Source organism: Methylophilus sp. TWE2 (assembly GCF_001183865.1).
In the GTDB taxonomy this organism is placed as follows: Bacteria; Pseudomonadota; Gammaproteobacteria; order Burkholderiales; family Methylophilaceae; genus Methylophilus.
Genome location: NZ_CP012020.1, coordinates 1,280,060 through 1,297,566 on the forward strand (window position 1 = coordinate 1,280,060; position 17,507 = coordinate 1,297,566).

A 17,507-nucleotide genomic window follows, 5' to 3' on the forward strand; every position below is an offset into this window, starting at 1 on the left:
GTACAGACTATTGACGGGGAGGGCGCTGCCTCCCTGATGTGTGGAATGTAAAATTTTGTGATGGCTTAGCGGTCAACGATGGCTGTTTCTGCTTCGGACTCTTGCAGTTTTACCGGAGCAACCGCTGGTAAGGTTTTGATAAATTTATTGAGTGTGTGCACATCAACCACTGCTGAAATCTCTGTGTCGGAGGTTGAGTGGTTAACTATGGGCGGCTGGCGGTACCTTGAGAGTGTCTCGGTGACTTCAGAGAGCGAGGCTCCATCAAAAATCAGTCTGCCCTGCAAAAAGGCAAAGTAGTCCTTGGCTGATTTATTCAATTTGACCGGCTTGGCCTGGTCTTTCACTTCTGCCACTTCACCATTGCTTAACAATACGCTGCTGGTTTGACCAGCCTGCAAGGTTTCTACCAGCACTTTGCCATGATCCACGGCGACCACGGTTTTGTGATTGATCATATTGACGACAAAACGTGTGCCCTTGACGGTGATTCTGGCGTGATCACTTTCTACAATAAATGGGCGGTCAGCATCTTTCACCACTTCAAACACGGCCTGGCCATGAAGCAGTCTGACATAGCGCTTGTCACGGTAATAGACCACTTTGGTATCACTGTGCGCATCCAGGGTCAGTTTGGTACCATCAGGCAGGAAGCGGCTAACCATATGGCCGGGTGCGCTGGTCTGTGCGATGGTTTCCAGCGGCTGCGCTTGCCATGATTGCCATTGCTGAAAGCCAAATAGGCTGGCAAGGCCAATTGCGACCACCGCGCCCAGTTTAGCAAGAGTATTGGCACGCTGACGTTTGCGGATATCTTCATCCAGTTTTCTGGCACTCATGGCCTGGGAAATATGCGTGATTCGTGCAGGGGAATCAAAATCGCCCCAGGTTTCTGCAATCCGCTGATAGGCCTGGCGATTGGCTTCAGACTCCATGAGCCAGGCTTCAAACCTGCCACGGTCGGCATGGTCAGGCGCTGCGTCCTTGAGGCGCAAAAACCATTTTGAGGCCTGCTCTAAAGCAGTATTGCGTGGCTGGGTCATTATTCGTGTAAAAGGTAGTCTTTTGCCAGCGCAATATCCACCAGAGCGCGAATCATGTGACGTTCAACCATATTCAGGCTGATGCCAAGTTCCGCGGCGATTTCCAGTTGTGGCTGGCCTTCAATACGGTGCATCCAGAACACCTGGCGGCATTTGGGGGGCAGGCAATCAATGATGTTTTGCAGCGCATGCATGCGTTGCTTGATATCCACCATTTTTTCCGGTGAATATTTGTCACTCAATTCCAGTTCAGGATCAATGTTAGTGGAGTCTGCCCCCAATAATCCGGCATCCACATAGTGTGCGGCATCGCGGTAGTAATCGACCAGCGTATTTTTTACAATCCCACGCAAATAAGCCTGTGGCTCATCAATCTGCTTCAAGCTGTTTTTCACCGCAAACTTCACAATCGCATCGTGCAGCACATCGTTCGCTAAATGAAAGTTACGCGTTCGTCCGTAAATGCTACGAAACAAATCGGTATACACCCATTTCAGGCTCAGATTGCACCAGAATGTATCGTTTTCGGTATTGCTAAAAAAACTCATTGCATTCAACCAAGTTGATGACACTTACTTAAATGGTGCGCAATATTTGTGCCGAATTCTGTATAAAATATAACGCATTGATTTCAATGGTTTAAATAAATGGAGCATGACCAAAATTTGGTTGTTATGGAAAATTATTGGTTGATATCAGCCAAACTTATTGGCTGAAAAAAGAAATTTTCAGGCGCTTATATTCAGCTTATAGCTTAAACCGATTTGATTTGGCTATTGCTTGCATGCTGATCGTGATATTTTGAACTAGGCAGCTTAAATCTCTTGAAGCTCCACCTGGGCAGCCATTTCCGCTTCTTCATCAGCAGCAATGACCAGAATGGGTTTAGAGGTGGGGTCACTGATCCAGGTTTGATGGGTTTGGTTGGCGCTTGGGGACAAACGAAAGCCTAAAAATGAGAGCGGGTCACAAATGAGTGTTCTGATTTGGCTGGCGTGTTCGCCTATGCCGCCCGTAAACACCAATGCATCAATGCCACCTGCTTTCGCAGCATAACTTCCTATCATGGCGCGAGCGCTACGGGCAAAGTAGTCCACCGCAAATTTTGCAGCAGGGCTGTCGCTTTCAAGCAAGGTTTGCATGTCGCTGCTTTCGCCGTTAGAGAGGGCGAGTAAGCCGCTTTGGTGAAAAATCAAATCCTCCAGTTGTCTGCTGTTCAACTGTTTTGCGAGTGCCAGCATCACGCCGGGATCCAGGTCGCCACTGCGCGTCGCCATCGGAATGCCACCTGCTGTGCTATAACCCATACTGGTATCCACTGATTGCAGGTTTTCAAGCAGGCATAGGCTGCATCCGCTGCCAAGGTGGGCGACAACAACACGCCCCCGTGCAACCTGATCGCCAAGCACTTCGGGTAGCTGCTTGACGATATGCGCATAATTCAAGCCATGAAAGCCAAATCGACGCAGATGCGCTGTTTCAGGTACTGCATAGCGGTAAGCCAATGCGGGTAGGTTGTAATGAAAACCGTTGTCAAAACACGCCCACTGCGACAGCCGCGGCTGGTCGGAATAGTGCCTTGCACAAAGCCTGACCCCTAACAAGTTGAGCGGGAGATGCAAAGGTGCGAACGAAACCAGGCTTTCAAGACGATCTTGCTCTTCCTCCGTCAGTAAACGTGCCGTGTCCTCAATATGGCCACCAAACACAAAACGGTGTGCGATACGGGTTGGGCGGGCAGCCCCCAACTCTGTAAAAAGCTGTTTAAATGTAGCCTCGAAGCCCTCTGTCACTGGTAGGTGCGGGGCTATACAATAATGGTAATTCTGGCGGGCTTTGTTGGGTGCAAAGTAGGCCGCTTTCAGGCTGGATGAGCCGCAGTTGATCACCAGTAAGGCGTGATCGTCATTCAATTGGGCCGATGCATTCACTTCTGCCATTGCCACTCATCCTCTTCAGGCATATCCACGCCATGCTCATAGGCATATTCACAGCAGGCGATCTGGCGGTTCAGGAGTTCTTCTTGCACATGGGCACCGATATTGCGTAGGCCGGGGATACGGTAAATGGCTTCAATGGCCAGGCTAAAGCGGTCAATCTTGTTCTGGATGGCCAGCTCCAGCGGTGTGTTGATGCTGCCTTTTTCGCGATAGCCTCTCACATGCAGGTTTGCGTGATTGGCGCGCCGGTAAGTGAGTCTGTGAATCAGGTAGGGATAGCCGTGAAAATTGAACAGGATGGGTTTGTCCGTGGTAAACAGGCGGTCAAACTCCTTATCGGATAAACCATGCGGATGTTCGCTCTCTGGTGTCAGTTTGTATAAATCGACGACATTGATAAAGCGGATTTTTAGCGCAGGAAAGTGGTGCATGAGCAGCTGGGTAGCCGCAAGCGCTTCTTTGGTTGGAATGTCGCCCGCACATGCCATAATCAAATCGGGTTCGCTCCCCGCGTCACTGCTGGCCCACTCCCAAATCCCCAACCCTTTTGCGCAATGGATGGTGGCACTTTCAATATCAAGATACTGAAGGTGTTTTTGTTTGTCGCAGACAATCACATTAATGTAATCAGTGCTGCGCAAACAGTGATCCGCCACAGAAAGCAGGCAGTTGGCATCGGGGGGTAAATAAATGCGTGTAATTTCCGCACTTTTGTTGGCGACCAGATCCAGGAATCCCGGGTCCTGATGCGTAAAGCCGTTATGGTCTTGCCGCCAGACTGTGGACGTAATCAATAAATTCAAAGAAGAAACCGACGCACGCCAGCTGACTTTTTTCGACATCTCCAGCCATTTGGCATGCTGGTTAAACATGGAGTCAATCACATGCACGAATGACTCGTAAGTGGATAGAAAACCATGCCTGCCTGTTAGCAGGTAACCTTCCAGCCAGCCTTCCAGTGTGTGCTCAGACAGGTATTCCATGACTTTGCCATCTGCCGCCAGCTCACCGCCATCGTCATCCTCTGGCAATCGATCAGCCAGCCAGGTCTTTTTGCTGGCGGTGTACACGTCCTGCAGCTTGTTCGAGCTGGTTTCATCAGGCCCAAATACGCGAAAATTGTTGGGATTGGCTGATATCACATCACGCAGCAGGCAACCCAGCGGTTGCGTATTGGAGTGAAGGGCGCCTTCTTTCGATGATACCGTGACCGCATACTGGCGGTAGTCTGGCAAAGCCAGCGGCTGGCGCAACAGCCCACCATTGGCATGCGGATTGGCACTCATGCGTCTGGTGCCGCGTGGCGCTAACTCCGCCAGCTCAGGCAAGAGACGCCCCTCAGCATCAAATAAGCTTTCAGGTTGATAGCTGCGCAACCACGATTCCAATTGCGCAAGATGCTCAGGGTTCTCCGCGGGTTTGCTGATAGGCACTTGATGCGCACGCCAGCTGTTTTCCACTTGATGCCCATCCACCGTTTTGGGGCCAGTCCAGCCTTTGGGACTACGTAACACAATCATGGGCCAGCGAGGGCGGCTGACGTCATTATTTGTTCTCGCGTTTTGCTGGATGTTCTGCATTGACTGAATAGCGGTTTCAAGCGCTTGCGCCATCTCCTGATGCATGCGGTCTGGATCATTTCCTTCTACAAAAATGGGTGTCCAGCCGTAGCCTTTGAGTAAATCCTCCAGTTCCTGGTGTGATATCCGCGATAACACGGTTGGATTGTTGATTTTGTAGCCATTCAGATGCAACACTGGTAACACCGCGCCATCTCGAACGGGGTTCAGGAATTTGTTTGAATGCCATGCCGTAGCCAGCGGGCCAGTTTCTGCCTCTCCATCTCCCACCATCACAGCCACCAATAAATCCGGATTATCGAATGCAGCCCCAAAAGCATGCGAAAGGCTATACCCCAGTTCACCGCCTTCATGAATGGAGCCAGGCAATTCAGGCGTGCAATGGCTGCCAAACCCACCTGGAAAAGAAAAGTCTTTAAACAAATTGCGCATGCCTAATTCGGTTTGGGCTTTGTCTGGATAAATTTCGCTGCAAGTGCCTTCCAAATAGACGGGCGCCAGTACACCGGGTGCGCCGTGCCCAGGTCCGGCGATAAAAATCGCATTCAAGTCGTATTTTTTGATCATGCGATTGATATGAATGTAAGTAAAACTCAATCCTGGACTGGAGCCCCAATGGCCTAGTGGCCGTTGTTTGATATGGCCAGCTTCCAGCGGTTTTTTTAATAGCGGGTTGTCCTGCAAGTAAATCATGCCCGCAGCCAAATAATTGCATGCCGACCAATAACGATTAATGCATTTCAGCTCATGCTCGTCCAATAAAACCCTGTGTTCAGTCATATGCGCAACCCTCTCGTTTTCACTGATTATTTGAATAGTATGTCACTCACCATGGCAAATGGTTTGGCATAAATCAAAAGAAAGTATTTTGGAACAGGGATGTCGGGCGCTGGTGTTGCGCCATAGAGCAGCTTTGAAAGCTTTTATAAAATACGAAGATTAAAAGGGGATTAAAGGGTTAGACTGTCTTGAAGCTTAAACACTTTCAAACCAGCCTGACCCTTTGGGTTCTACTCAACGCTCTCTAAATTCTTTTTAGGTTGAAACTCGTAACTTAATGTGACAAAAGCTGACCTTGGTGCGCCTATGCCCAAAAAACTAGTTCCCTGCCAGTCCGCGCTGTTATAGTTAAAGCCGCTTTCTCCAATGACCCCTCTGATAGAAGGAGAGAACGCATTTAAACCCAGGCGTCCAGCACTTGCATATTCCTTATCAAACAGGTTATTCACCTGTAGGCCAAATATCCACTCCGGAGTAATTTTATAACTGGTCTGAAAGTTGAATACTGCATAACCAGAGCTTTTTCCTGGGCCGAAACCGGCGCGTTCAACCGCAGGTCCATTTGGGCCTGTTGGAAAAATGGGTAAAGCAGACCCTGCTTTATGTTTGTTGTTTTCATTTCCACGGATAAAAGCTTCGGAATGCATCACCATATTGAGCCCGATATTCCATTTGCTAGTGAGCTCGTATGCCATATTCAAGTTCAGATTATGTAATGGTACGCCAGGCATTCGGTTGCCAGGCTTGACCTTGATTTGCCCATAAGTGCCTTCACGATCGTAATTCAAGTCGTACACATTCCCTGCAGAACTATTGTTAGGGCTATCCAAGGTAAATTCGGATTGGAAAGTAGCATCGGTCAAACCATAGTTAATGCCAAAAGTTGTCTTGCCCCACCGGCCTTTCAACCCCATCTCCAAACCTTGACGGCGAGTGTTGCCAATATTTTTGAAATAGCTCTGTACTCCATTCACCGCAACAAAATAAATATCGTCAGTTAAGTCAGTACGATAAACACTTGCATTCCACTCAAGATAATCTGTCAATCGCCCTCTTGCACCAAACTCCAGGCTGTTAGAACGCACTTGCTTCAAGTAAGGATCCCCCGACATTGCACCAGGCAGATTGCAGGAACGACGCTCACGCCAGCTACGCTTCACATACACAGGTTGACCAGTAACTGAATCGATCTTATCGAAAACGGGACTATCATCAAACGCACAACCCAATTCAATAGTTGTGGGAGTTCTGGCACCCCGGCTCCAATTGCCATATAAGTTCAAATTTTCTTGTGCTTGCCAAGTTATCCCCAAAGAAGGGTTGAAAGAACGATACTTAAACTTCTCTTTCTCTCCTGTAAACATTGCAAGCATGTTTTTGCCATCACTGCCTATAAAGCCATCTCCCATATAGGCATAGCTAGGATCAAATGGAACTATGGCGTCATCCAAGCCTAAAGGACAATCACTGGCTTCTATCGTGCCGTTATTATTTGTGTCTGTACATAAGACTGGATAGTTGAGTAAGTTCACAATCCTATTTACATCGCCAAAATGACTTAACTTTGTAACATCTAGTTGATTGCGAACAATAGTGTGGTTGAAGCGTGCAGCCGCATTAATGCTCAGTGTTTTGGTAGGTGTCCAGGTTTCACTGAAATAAATACTTTTAGTTGTGTTATCACCTTTAAAATCATTTAGCGCAAAGCCTCTTTCGGGGCTATTCGCCGAATACTCCCATCCTAATTGACTAGGATCGACATAACCGTGTCTATTTTTATCAAGAAAACCAAGATACTGCTTGCTGGCATAAGTACTGTCCGATGTATCAAAGGATGACCCAATCATCAATTTGTGCTGATCAAGATTCCAGTTCAGTTGCACTGCTGCACCTTTGCCGAGCTGATTAATTTCTGTATCGTTAAAAATCGCTGTTGGGGTGCCCTCGATATAACCTGTCGCAACGCCATTGTTGAGTACACTAGCCTTGCCATCTCGATATATATAATTGCCGTTTGCATCCTTGACACAAGGAGAGGAACCCACAGCACCAATCCCTGTCATCGCACATAACTCAGGGTAAACGCCTTTGTTAATCGGTTCTGATAACTCCCAGTAACTATGAAAAAATCCAGATGAATCTGTATAGCCCCCGAAGACGCCCCCCGCGGCACCTAATCCAGCTAAATCATAATCATAGTTAGGATTTCCTGCACCCGCATGCTGCGTTGATGATCTAGGCAAAAATCCTGCGGACACACCATAAAGATTATTCGTTGCCTTCATTGCAGCCCTATTTTCCCAAGTAAAGCGTACTAATTTGGCATACTCTTCGGAGGCGACAGGTGCATTAAATGCATCAGGAATTTTTGAAGGTGCCAAATTACCACCTAGACCATAAAAGTCATTACCGATGCGTGGATCAAAAGTCCAATTCCAAACTTTAGTTCCAGAACCATCTGTAGCATCTACTTGAACTTGATCGGTAACATCCTGCCACTGCCCCTGTTCATCACGATATCTGGCACGGGTGCCGAAATCAGTGCCGTAAATTAAGCGTTCAGCACAACTATCCTCGGGGTCAAGGCACGCCCCTACGCTGATAACGCCAGTCACAGGGTCTTCAAACGTTGCCAGTGGGTTGTAGTTTGCATCTGCCGCTACATTCATTGTGTAATCGTTATAGTCTGGTAGACCATCGCGATTTATATCCTGAAGCCCAGGTAGTAACTGCCGAGTACGGTCTCTGGTACTCGCAGTCGCAGCGACATCATCATCGCCTCCGAAGTTTTCATTTACATCTGAAGTATGACTTTTGCGTTTACTTTTACGGTTGTATATTTGGCTTGTAATATTAAAAGTATCGGTCACATCCCACACTCCTGATAACTGGAACTGCAGAAGATCATTTTTGCTTTCATCGGGAGAAGTGTAAACTTGCTTTGGATTCTGGTCGACCATTTGCTGAGGTAGCAGACCATTTCCGGTAAGTTTGTTTCCGGCGTATAGCATGGATAAGCCGAGACGGGCACGATCACTCTGCCATTCAGCTTTACCAAAGACTTGGTTGACCTTGCTAGGAGAGTCTTTCCGCCATCCGTCCTCCAAGAAGAAATTACCTGAAACAAATCCTGCTATAACATCGTTATTACCGCCAGCAGAAGCTTGTAGTTGTTTACGACCAAATGACCCGGTTAGAATTTCCGCATCTAACGATTTGCCATCAAAACCACTTTTAGTCCGCATAGCTAACGCACCGCCTAACGTACCCAAACCAAAGACAGGATTGGATCCCGGGAACATATCCAGGCTGCTAAGCGCATTCATGGGAATCATGTCCCAGTTAACTACATCGCCAAACGGCTCATTAACGCGAATACCGTCAAGAAATACAGAAATACCCTGTGCTGTACCCAGTTGTGGTGAAGCGGTAAAGCCACGATATTGCAAATCCATCTGAAACGGATTGCTTTGATAGTCATTGACTGTGACCGACTGCAGCTTTCTATTCATTAAGTCGGTGATACTTAATGAATGAGACTCTTTGATTTCTTTAGCGGAAATACTTTGCACGTTACCAGGAATTTGATCTTTACTAAGACCTATGCCTGGCAGCGGGCCTATCTCATAAAACTTTTTTGCTCTGACCTCTACTTTCTCAATATTTATGCTTTTTTCTTCACTGATATTTGGTATCCGCTGTATATAAAGCGTATTGTCATTTAGCTTGGCTTCCAGCCCAGTGTTTGCCAGTAGTTTCTGCAAAGCTTCTTTGCTGCGCATAGTGCCACTTAGCGCCGGAGCTTGTTTGTCCGAAACAAGTTTGTCGTTATAGGTGATGTTTAATCCTATTTTGGCACTCAATGCTTTGAGTGAGGCTGCCAGTGGTTGTGCTGGCAAGTTGATGGTGATTTTTTGCGAGAGCAAAGCGTCTTCTTCTGACTGCGGCAGGTTGGTGTTAAGTTCTGCTGCCCATAAAGGGTTGATCCAGGCTGGCTGGCTGCTAAAGCAAGCAGCGATGGCTGCGCCCAGAATCAGTTTTTTTGGTGTGTGCATCTGACTTCCCCGTTACTTTTTGGCTTGTTATTGCCTTAATGCACGGGGGGGCAAAACCCTGATATGTCGATTGCAAAAAAATGTAATGATGCGTGCCGAGCTTATTTGGCTTGATTGAAGGTTTCCAGTTGTATGCCTTCTGGGCTGTTGTGTACCCGCACATTGGCGATGCGGGGTAGGGTGGCGATAAAGCTGTTGCTATCTTTAATGGCGACCACGGCGCTGATTTTCTCCTGTGAACGCTCATCGCTGGTGACGGGTTTGGGCTGGTAGCGCGAGAGGGTTTCGGAGATTTCTGACAGTGATGCCTGATTAAATACCAAGGTGCCGCTGATAAAGTGGAAGTAGTCTTGGGCGCTCACTTGTGGGCGAGCTTGCAGACCATGCTGGTTGATTTCAGCCACCTGATTATTTTGCAGAATCAGCGTTTGTGCAGCCTGTTTATTCACAACTTGCACTTTGCCGTGATCGACACTTACGCGCTCAAGTTGTTTGAGTTTATTAACGGCAAAGCGGGTGCCCAGCACGGTGACTTTCAGGCGCTGGGTTTCTACCACAAAGGGGCGGTCACGGTCTGGGGTGACTTCAAACACGGCTTCGCCTTGCAGCAGGTCAATGTGACGCTGGTTGCGGTAGTACTTGATCTCAATACGCGAGTTGGCGTTGAGTGTGACGCGGCTGCCGTCGTCCAGCGTTTGGGTGGTCAGTTGTGCGGTAGTTGTCTGCGCGGCGAGTTGTAGTGTGGGCGTGTTCTGCCACACATGGTATTGATGCAAGCCAGCCCAGCCTATGCAAAGCGCAGCCACCACACTGGCCAGAGTACCTGCCAGTTTTTGCCTCGATTTTTTGCGCTCGCTTTGTTTGAAAAAAATATCGGCCTGTTTGGCCTGCGCCATGGTTTGCAGGTCGCCTATGGAGTCTATGCCTTGCCAGGCGTCGCTGATGCTTGCATATTCCTGCTGGTGTAATGGGTGTTGCATCAGCCAAGCTTCAAACTGGCTGCGTTCAGGCGCATCGGGCGCTGCCTCTTGCATGCGGATAAACCAGCGGGCAGCGGTTTCAGATATTTTTTTGTGAGCTGACATGCGCTTATTTGAGAAACTGCTCACGGGCCGCGCGCAGGTCCAGCAAGGCGCGAATCAGATGCCGTTCGACCATATTCAGGCTGATGTGCATCTGCTCGGCGATGTCTTTTTGCGCGTAGCCTTCAATGCGGTACATGATAAACACCTGGCGGCATTTAGGCGGCAGGTCTTGAATGATTTGGGTCACGAGTTCGAGGCGCTGTTTGATATCAGCCAGGTGCTCAGCTGACACCGTGGCAGGCTCTTCCAGCTCTGCTTGTTGCCGGTAGTCGGCAAAGTAGCTGTCTTTGCGGTATTGCTCCAGAATCAGGTTTTGCACAATGGTGCGCAGGTAGGCATGTGGTTCCTGGTTGCGGTGTGGGCTAGTGGTCAGGGCAAAGCGTAAAAAGCCATCGTGCAAAATATCTTTTGCATGATGCGGGCAAAGCGTTTTCCGACGGATGCCAGGAAGCAACGTCGTATATGCCCAATGTAGGTTGATGCCATGCCAGAACATGCGATACGCGATAAGAGGTTTGATCAATGGCAAAACACAGGCAAAGATTGTTCCTGAATAAATGTTGTGGCGCCTGGTGGTGGTAAATGCTTGTTTCGCCTGCTAATTTAACAATAGTGGTTAGAAGAGGTGTGTGATTTTATTTCGGTTGTAATCAGCCAGTTTGGCTTTAATAAACCAATCTGGTGTGGGCGCGGTCTTGGCTTATATCAAATATCTAGCTTGGAATCGCTGAAGTGTCTTATGGTTTGCTAAAATAGCGTTTTTACTTGAAACCCTGTTGTCATGACACGCAAAATTCTGGTCACTTCTGCACTCCCTTATGCCAATGGCAGTATTCATTTGGGGCATCTGGTCGAATATATCCAAACCGATATTTGGGTACGTTTTCAGAAAATGCAGGGGCATACAGTGCATTATGTGTGTGCGGATGATACTCACGGCACCCCCATCATGTTGCGGGCGGAAAAAGAGGGCATCACGCCTGAAGCGCTGATTGAGAAAGTGCATGCTGAGCATAGCCAGGATTTTGCGGATTTCCTGGTGCAGTTTGATAACTACTATTCCACCAATTCTGAAGAAAATCGTGAACTCGCAAGTGGCATTTACAAAGCGCTGAAAGCCAATGGCAAAATTGCTACTAAAACCATAGAGCAATATTTTGACCCGGTCAAAAGCATGTTTTTGCCGGACCGCTTTATCAAGGGCGAATGTCCTAAGTGCCATGCCAAAGACCAGTATGGCGATAACTGTGAAGTGTGTGGTTCCACCTATAGCCCGACTGATTTGCTGAATCCCTATTCAGCCGTTTCTGGCGCAACACCCGTGCGCAAAGAGACTGAACACTACTTTTTTAAACTGAGTGAGTGTGCAGACTTTTTGCGGGACTGGACACGTTCCGGCACCTTGCAAGCTGAAGCCGCTAACAAAATGAGTGAGTGGGTGGGCGAGGTTGGTGAGAACAAACTCTCCGACTGGGATATCTCGCGGGATGCGCCTTATTTTGGTTTTGAAATCCCGGATGCGCCAGGCAAGTACTTCTACGTTTGGCTGGATGCGCCGATTGGTTATATGGCTAGCTTCAAAAACCTGTGTTCCAAAGCAGGCTTGGATTTTGACGAATATTGGAAAAAAGATTCTTCGACCGAGCTGTATCATTTTATCGGTAAAGACATCCTCTATTTCCATGCCTTGTTCTGGCCAGCGACACTGGAGTATTCTGGTCACCGCACGCCAACACAGGTATTTGCGCATGGCTTCCTCACCGTGAATGGCGAAAAAATGTCCAAGTCACGCGGGACGTTTATCACGGCACGTAGCTACCTGGATCATGTGAAAAATCCCGAATATTTACGCTATTACTATGCCGCCAAACTGAATGGCAGCATGGAAGATATCGACCTCAACCTGGAAGATTTTGTTGCGCGTGTGAACAGCGACTTGGTGGGGAAATACATTAATATTGCCAGCCGTACGGCAGGGTTTATCGCCAAGAAGTTTGATAACAAGCTGATTGCAGCGAAACATGTTGTGATTGACGAGATGCGTGCTGCTGCACCTGCCATCGCAGAAGCGTTTGCTGCACGTGATTTCGCACGGGCTTTGCGTGAGATCATGAAGCTGACTGATGCGGCCAATGCCTATGTGGCAGAAGCTGCGCCTTGGGTAGTGGCAAAAGACGACAGCAAGGCGGCAGAATTGCACGCGATTTGCAGTAACGCGCTGGAAATGTTCCGCTTGCTGACCATTTACCTGAAACCGGTATTGCCAAATATTGCCGCAGCTGTCGAAGCGTTCTTGAATGTACAGCCATTAACATGGGCCGATGTCACTCAAGGCTTGGGTGCGCAAACGATACAGCCATATAGTCATATGGTGACCCGCCTCGAAGGCAAGCAAATCGAAGCCATGGTTGAAGCCAATAGAGAAAGCCTGCAAGCGGCAGCGCCTGCCAACACTGAAGCCAAGGTTGAAGCGAAAGCCGACACCAAGGCTGTCGAAGAGGGCGACTATATTTCGATTGATGACTTTACCAAGGTCGATTTGCGGATTGCGAAAATCGTCAGTGCTGAACATGTAGAGGGCGCTGAGAAGCTGCTTAAATTATTACTGGATATTGGCGAGGAAAAGCCACGCCAGGTGTTTGCAGGCATTAAATCTGCGTATGACCCTGCGACGCTGGTCGGGCGTTTAACCGTCATGGTCGCCAACCTGGCGCCACGCAAAATGAAGTTTGGCATGAGCGAAGGCATGGTGCTGGCTGCCAGTGATGAACGTGGCGGTCCTTATATCCTGTCGCCAGACAGTGGTGCGCAGGCAGGTATGCGAGTAAAGTAAAGCATTTATTTGTAATGGTGCTGGTAGGTTATTTTTTACTGGCACCATTCGCACATGTTTGTTGTGCTATATCAAGTTGTCTGTCACGCTTAGTGTTCTAATGGTACTTTCGGAAAGCATCTAACACATTGATTTATATTATATTCAATCATATAATATAAAGTTGTATATTGTTTCACGGACGGTCCATCACCCAATGGCAAAACCTTTAGCAGTGAGCAGTGCAAACCCATGGCAAGGACTGGATGTCCAGTCTGAATGGGAGCGATTTAGTCAACGCGATGCAACTGCTGCCGATGTGTGGACATCCCATGTCTGGGTCGACAATATGCATTGTGCAGCTTGCAGTGGGCGCATAGAGCAGACAATTAAACAACAGCCAGGTGTGCTTGCCGTGCATGCCAGTGCAGCCTCCAAACGTGTTCGAGTTGTTTGGAATGCAGCAAAAACCTCTCCTTCACTATGGTTTGCTAATCTCAGCGAGATTGGTTATCCCGCCTTACCGCTCAACGAATATAACGCCATTTCGGATAGAACCATTCAGCAGCGCAAAATGTTGTGGCGCCTGGTGGTGGCTGTCTTCTGCATGATGCAGGTCATGATGTATGCCTACCCGACTTATTGGGTGGGCAGCAATGATATGGCACCTGACATGGTGCAACTCATGAAGTGGGCTTCATGGGTGCTGACGTTGCCTGTCATGCTGTTTTCCGCTACTCCGTTTTTGTCCCAGGCCTGGGCCAGTATCAAGCAGCGTCAATTAGGCATGGATGTGCCGGTGTCGCTGGGGATTGTGGCTGCATTTGTCATGAGCACACTGGCAACCTTTGTGCCCGGCGGCTGGTGGGGCGACGTCGTTTACTACGATTCACTGACCATGTTTGTGAGTTTTCTGCTGATCGGCCGCTGGCTGGATGTCAAACTGCGTAACCGTACCGCCGGTGCGCTGGAAAACATGATGCGCCGTTTGCCGAATGCGGTGCTCAAAAAAAACGACGCTGGCGAGTGGGTGCAAATAGCGGCAAGCAATATCAATGCAGGCGATATTTTGTTTGTGCGCCCAGGCGAAGTATTTGCCGCCGATGGCAAAGTGCTTGTCGGGAATACCAGTGCTGATGAATCCATGCTCACTGGGGAGTCTGAGCCAGTGATGAAGCCAACAGGCGCAACCGTGATTGCTGGTTCCGGTAACTTAACCTCAGCCATTGAAATGCAAGTGGAGCAGGTGGGCGAGGGGACACAATATCATGCGCTGGTGAACCTGATGGCATCGGCTTCCACTGAAAAACCTGGCATTGCCTTGCTGGCCGATAAGGTGGCGCAACCTTTCTTATGGGGTGTGTTGCTGGCTGCGCTGTATGCCCTCATCTTCTGGTGGACCACGGATCCTGCCAAAGCCATCATGTCTGCCGTGGCAGTGCTGGTGGTGACTTGCCCTTGTGCGCTGTCGTTGGCTACCCCAGCTGCCATGCTGGCCAGTGCCGGTACGTTTGCCAAAGGGGGCGTGTTGATCCGCCGTTTGCAGGCCATACAGGCCATTAGTGAAGTAGATACCATCGTCTTTGATAAAACGGGCACGCTGACTGAAAACCTGCAACAGGTAGCCCTTGAAGAGAGTCATGCTTCGTGGGACCGCCAGTGGATATTTGATGTGATTGCGACTATGAGCCGTGATTCACTGCACCCTGTGGCAAAAGCTTTACATGAATTTGCTTTGCATCAAGATGCGCAAGATAAGCTGGAGATGCAGGGTTGGCAGGAAATTGTCGGTGGCGGCATGTCTGCTACATTTACTACAAAAAACGGGGCGTTACTGCCGGTGAAGCTAGGGAATGCAGACTTTTGTGGTGTGAGCTCTGAAGCTGAACTCGAAGCGTTACGCCAGGTCTATGTCACAGCAGGTGAAATCATGCTGGCAAGACTGTCTTTGACGGAGCAAGTCAAACCACATGCCAGGGCGGCAATTTCGCAATTAATTTCACAGGGCCTTGATATTCAGCTGTTATCTGGTGATAGAATAGCGCCCGTTAAAAACCTCGCATCGCAACTGGGTATCCAGAACGCGGCAGGGTTACAAAAAGCAGAAGATAAGCTTAAGCACGTAAAGTTGCTGCAACAACAGGGGCGGAAAGTTTTAATGGTTGGTGATGGTTTGAATGACGGCCCTGTCATTGCAGCAGCGCATACTTCTATTGCAATGGGTTCCGGCGTCCCTTTGACGCAGGCGCAGGCCGATATGGTGGTATTGGGCAATGATATCGGTGTGCTGGTTTCGCTCATTTCGCATTGTAAAAAAACCATCCTCATCGTAAAACAGAATTTGTTATGGGCGGCGTTGTATAACGCCGCCGGAGTGCCTTTGGCGATTTTGGGTCTTTTACCTGCCTGGTTAGCCGGGTTGGGCATGGCTGCCAGTTCGTTATTGGTGTTGCTGAATGCATTGCGTCTCACGGACTGGGATAAGTCCGGTTGGCAGAAAGGTCAGGCATAGCATGGAAATAGCATACTTATTGATCCCGCTGGCAGTGATGCTGGTGTTTGTGATTCTGGGTGGCCTGTGGTGGGCGATCCAGACGGGTCAGTTTGAAGACCTGGAAGAAGAAGGGTCCAGGATTCTTGAGCATGATTGAGGATTCTTGAACACGATTGATGTGTATCAAATCAGATTTGTGACATCTCTGAGATTATCAGCGATGAACAATAAGCAGTTTGTTTAGTGTTGGGTGTTTGTTTTAATCATTGGGAGAAATCCATGCAAAATGCAACCGTGAAGGCTGCGACCTACAACGATACCGTGGTCCGCCAGTTCGCAATCATGGCAGTGGTCTGGGGTGTTGTTGGTACATTGATGGGCGTGATTGTCGCGTCCCAGCTGGTGTGGCCAGAGCTTAACCTGGGCTTGCCATTTACTTCTTTTGGCCGTTTACGACCACTGCATACCAATGCAGTGATTTTTGCGTTTGGGGGCAGTGCTTTATTTGCTACCTCATACTATGTCGTGCAACGTACCTGCCAGACCCGTTTGTTTAGCGACAAGCTGGCCAGTTTTACTTTCTGGGGCTGGCAAACTGTCATTGTTGCCGCTGCCATCTCCTTGCCATTGGGCTATACCCAGGGTAAAGAGTACGGTGAACTGGAGTGGCCAATCGATATCCTGATTGCAGTGGTATGGATTTCTTATGCCATCGTGTTCTTCGGTACTATTGGTATCCGCAAGGTAAAACATATTTATGTGGCTAACTGGTTTTACGGTGCCTTTATTCTGGCAGTGGCTTTGTTGCACATTGTTGAGAGTGCGGCGATTCCGGCTGGCATGTTCAAGTCTTACTCTGCTTATGCTGGCGTGCAAGATGCGATGGTACAGTGGTGGTATGGTCATAACGCGGTGGGTTTCTTCCTGACAGCAGGCTTCCTGGGCATGATGTACTACTTTGTGCCTAAGCAAGCTGAGCGTCCTGTGTATTCTTACAGCTTGTCTATCGTGCACTTCTGGGCACTGATTTTCACTTACATGTGGGCGGGTCCTCACCACCTGCATTACACCGCTTTGCCTGACTGGACTCAGTCCCTGGGTATGGTGTTGTCCTTAATCCTGTTTGCACCAAGCTGGGGCGGTATGATCAACGGTATCATGACCTTGTCCGGCGCATGGCACAAACTGCGCACAGACCCTATCTTGCGCTTCCTGATCGTTTCCCTGTCTTTCTACGGCATGAGTACCTTTGAAGGTCCTATGATGGCGATCAAGACCGTGAACGCTTTGTCTCACTACACTGACTGGACAGTTGGCCACGTGCACTCTGGTGCGTTGGGCTGGGTTGGTTTCATCTCTATCGGTTCCCTGTACTTCCTGATTCCTCGCCTGTTCGGCCAGAAACAAATGTATAGCGTGAAAGCGATTGAAGTGCACTTCTGGATGGCGACCATCGGCGTGGTGTTGTACATCGCTGCACTGTGGATTTCCGGCGTGATGGAAGGTTTGATGTGGCGTGCGATGAACGCTGACGGTACTTTGGCCTACACCTTCGTTGAAAGTGTGAAAGCGAAGTTCCCGTACTACTTCACACGTGCATTGGGTGGCTTCCTGTACATGAGTGGCCTGGTCATCATGTTGTGGAACACATATAAAACAGCAACTAGCGGCAAACCAGCCACGGTAGAAGTACCAGCTGTTGTTGCACACGCTTAAGG

General features: G+C 48.9%; 11 protein-coding genes. 4 read left to right on the forward strand and 7 right to left on the reverse strand.

All coding sequences use genetic code 11. The features are described 5' to 3' along the window. Window positions 1–65: 65 nt before the first annotated feature. The 7 genes from ACJ67_RS06200 to ACJ67_RS06230 all read right to left on the reverse strand — a co-directional run bounded on the left by ACJ67_RS06200 (window position 66) and on the right by ACJ67_RS06230 (window position 10,979). Window positions 66–1,043, reverse strand: coding sequence for a FecR domain-containing protein (locus ACJ67_RS06200; protein ID WP_049638325.1), 978 nt, complete (start codon window positions 1,041–1,043; stop codon window positions 66–68). Then, window positions 1,043–1,591, reverse strand: coding sequence for an RNA polymerase sigma factor (locus ACJ67_RS06205; protein ID WP_049638326.1), 549 nt, complete (start codon window positions 1,589–1,591; stop codon window positions 1,043–1,045). The genes ACJ67_RS06200 and ACJ67_RS06205 overlap by 1 nt, the downstream gene beginning before the upstream one ends. Window positions 1,592–1,858: 267 nt before the next feature. Beyond that, on the reverse strand, window positions 1,859–2,983 hold the full coding sequence (locus ACJ67_RS06210; RefSeq protein WP_049638327.1) for an acetate/propionate family kinase: 1,125 nt from the start codon (window positions 2,981–2,983) through the stop codon (window positions 1,859–1,861). After that, window positions 2,971–5,343, reverse strand: a complete 2,373-nt coding sequence (locus ACJ67_RS06215; protein WP_049638328.1) for a phosphoketolase — start codon at window positions 5,341–5,343, stop codon at window positions 2,971–2,973. The genes ACJ67_RS06210 and ACJ67_RS06215 overlap by 13 nt, the downstream gene beginning before the upstream one ends. A 230-nt stretch (window positions 5,344–5,573) precedes the next feature. Further along, window positions 5,574–9,398, reverse strand: coding sequence for a TonB-dependent receptor domain-containing protein (locus ACJ67_RS06220; RefSeq protein WP_049638329.1), 3,825 nt, complete (start codon window positions 9,396–9,398; stop codon window positions 5,574–5,576). Between the two features lie 101 nt (window positions 9,399–9,499). Then, the gene (locus ACJ67_RS06225) at window positions 9,500–10,483 is read right to left on the reverse strand and encodes a FecR domain-containing protein (protein WP_049638330.1); all 984 of its coding nucleotides are present in this window, start codon (window positions 10,481–10,483) and stop codon (window positions 9,500–9,502) included. Window positions 10,484–10,487: 4 nt separating this feature from the next. Beyond that, window positions 10,488–10,979, reverse strand: coding sequence for an RNA polymerase sigma factor (locus tag ACJ67_RS06230; protein ID WP_049638331.1), 492 nt, complete (start codon window positions 10,977–10,979; stop codon window positions 10,488–10,490). Window positions 10,980–11,264: 285 nt separating this feature from the next. Between ACJ67_RS06230 and metG the strand changes: the two genes are divergently transcribed. From metG to ccoN, 4 genes are all read left to right on the forward strand, one after another. Further along, complete coding sequence (metG, locus tag ACJ67_RS06235; RefSeq protein ID WP_049638332.1) at window positions 11,265–13,316, forward strand: methionine--tRNA ligase; 2,052 nt, start codon at window positions 11,265–11,267, stop codon at window positions 13,314–13,316. Between the two features lie 196 nt (window positions 13,317–13,512). Next, window positions 13,513–15,807: a cation-translocating P-type ATPase gene (locus ACJ67_RS06240; RefSeq protein ID WP_049638333.1), complete on the forward strand. Its 2,295-nt coding sequence runs from the start codon at window positions 13,513–13,515 to the stop codon at window positions 15,805–15,807. A 1-nt stretch (window position 15,808) separates the two neighbouring features. Continuing rightward, window positions 15,809–15,946 (forward strand): cbb3-type cytochrome oxidase assembly protein CcoS, encoded by a 138-nt coding sequence (ccoS, locus tag ACJ67_RS06245; protein WP_018985569.1) that lies wholly within the window; start codon window positions 15,809–15,811, stop codon window positions 15,944–15,946. 122 nt (window positions 15,947–16,068) lie between these two features. After that, window positions 16,069–17,505, forward strand: coding sequence for a cytochrome-c oxidase, cbb3-type subunit I (gene ccoN, locus ACJ67_RS06250; protein ID WP_049638334.1), 1,437 nt, complete (start codon window positions 16,069–16,071; stop codon window positions 17,503–17,505). The last annotated feature ends 2 nt before the right edge of the window (window positions 17,506–17,507 follow it).

What these genes read in the sequence shown, in the direction of transcription:
- metG (WP_049638332.1), top strand. Translation starts at nt 11,265, where the DNA reads ATGACACGCAAAATTCTGGTCACTTCTGCACTCCCTTATGCCAATGGC.
- ACJ67_RS06200 (WP_049638325.1), bottom strand. Translation starts at nt 1,043, where the DNA reads ATGACCCAGCCACGCAATACTGCTTTAGAGCAGGCCTCAAAATGGTTT.
- ccoN (WP_049638334.1), top strand. Translation starts at nt 16,069, where the DNA reads ATGCAAAATGCAACCGTGAAGGCTGCGACCTACAACGATACCGTGGTC.
- ACJ67_RS06210 (WP_049638327.1), bottom strand. Translation starts at nt 2,983, where the DNA reads ATGGCAGAAGTGAATGCATCGGCCCAATTGAATGACGATCACGCCTTA.
- ACJ67_RS06230 (WP_049638331.1), bottom strand. Translation starts at nt 10,979, where the DNA reads ATGTTCTGGCATGGCATCAACCTACATTGGGCATATACGACGTTGCTT.
- ACJ67_RS06240 (WP_049638333.1), top strand. Translation starts at nt 13,513, where the DNA reads ATGGCAAAACCTTTAGCAGTGAGCAGTGCAAACCCATGGCAAGGACTG.
- ACJ67_RS06220 (WP_049638329.1), bottom strand. Translation starts at nt 9,398, where the DNA reads ATGCACACACCAAAAAAACTGATTCTGGGCGCAGCCATCGCTGCTTGC.
- ACJ67_RS06205 (WP_049638326.1), bottom strand. Translation starts at nt 1,591, where the DNA reads ATGAGTTTTTTTAGCAATACCGAAAACGATACATTCTGGTGCAATCTG.
- ccoS (WP_018985569.1), top strand. Translation starts at nt 15,809, where the DNA reads ATGGAAATAGCATACTTATTGATCCCGCTGGCAGTGATGCTGGTGTTT.
- ACJ67_RS06215 (WP_049638328.1), bottom strand. Translation starts at nt 5,343, where the DNA reads ATGACTGAACACAGGGTTTTATTGGACGAGCATGAGCTGAAATGCATT.
- ACJ67_RS06225 (WP_049638330.1), bottom strand. Translation starts at nt 10,483, where the DNA reads ATGTCAGCTCACAAAAAAATATCTGAAACCGCTGCCCGCTGGTTTATC.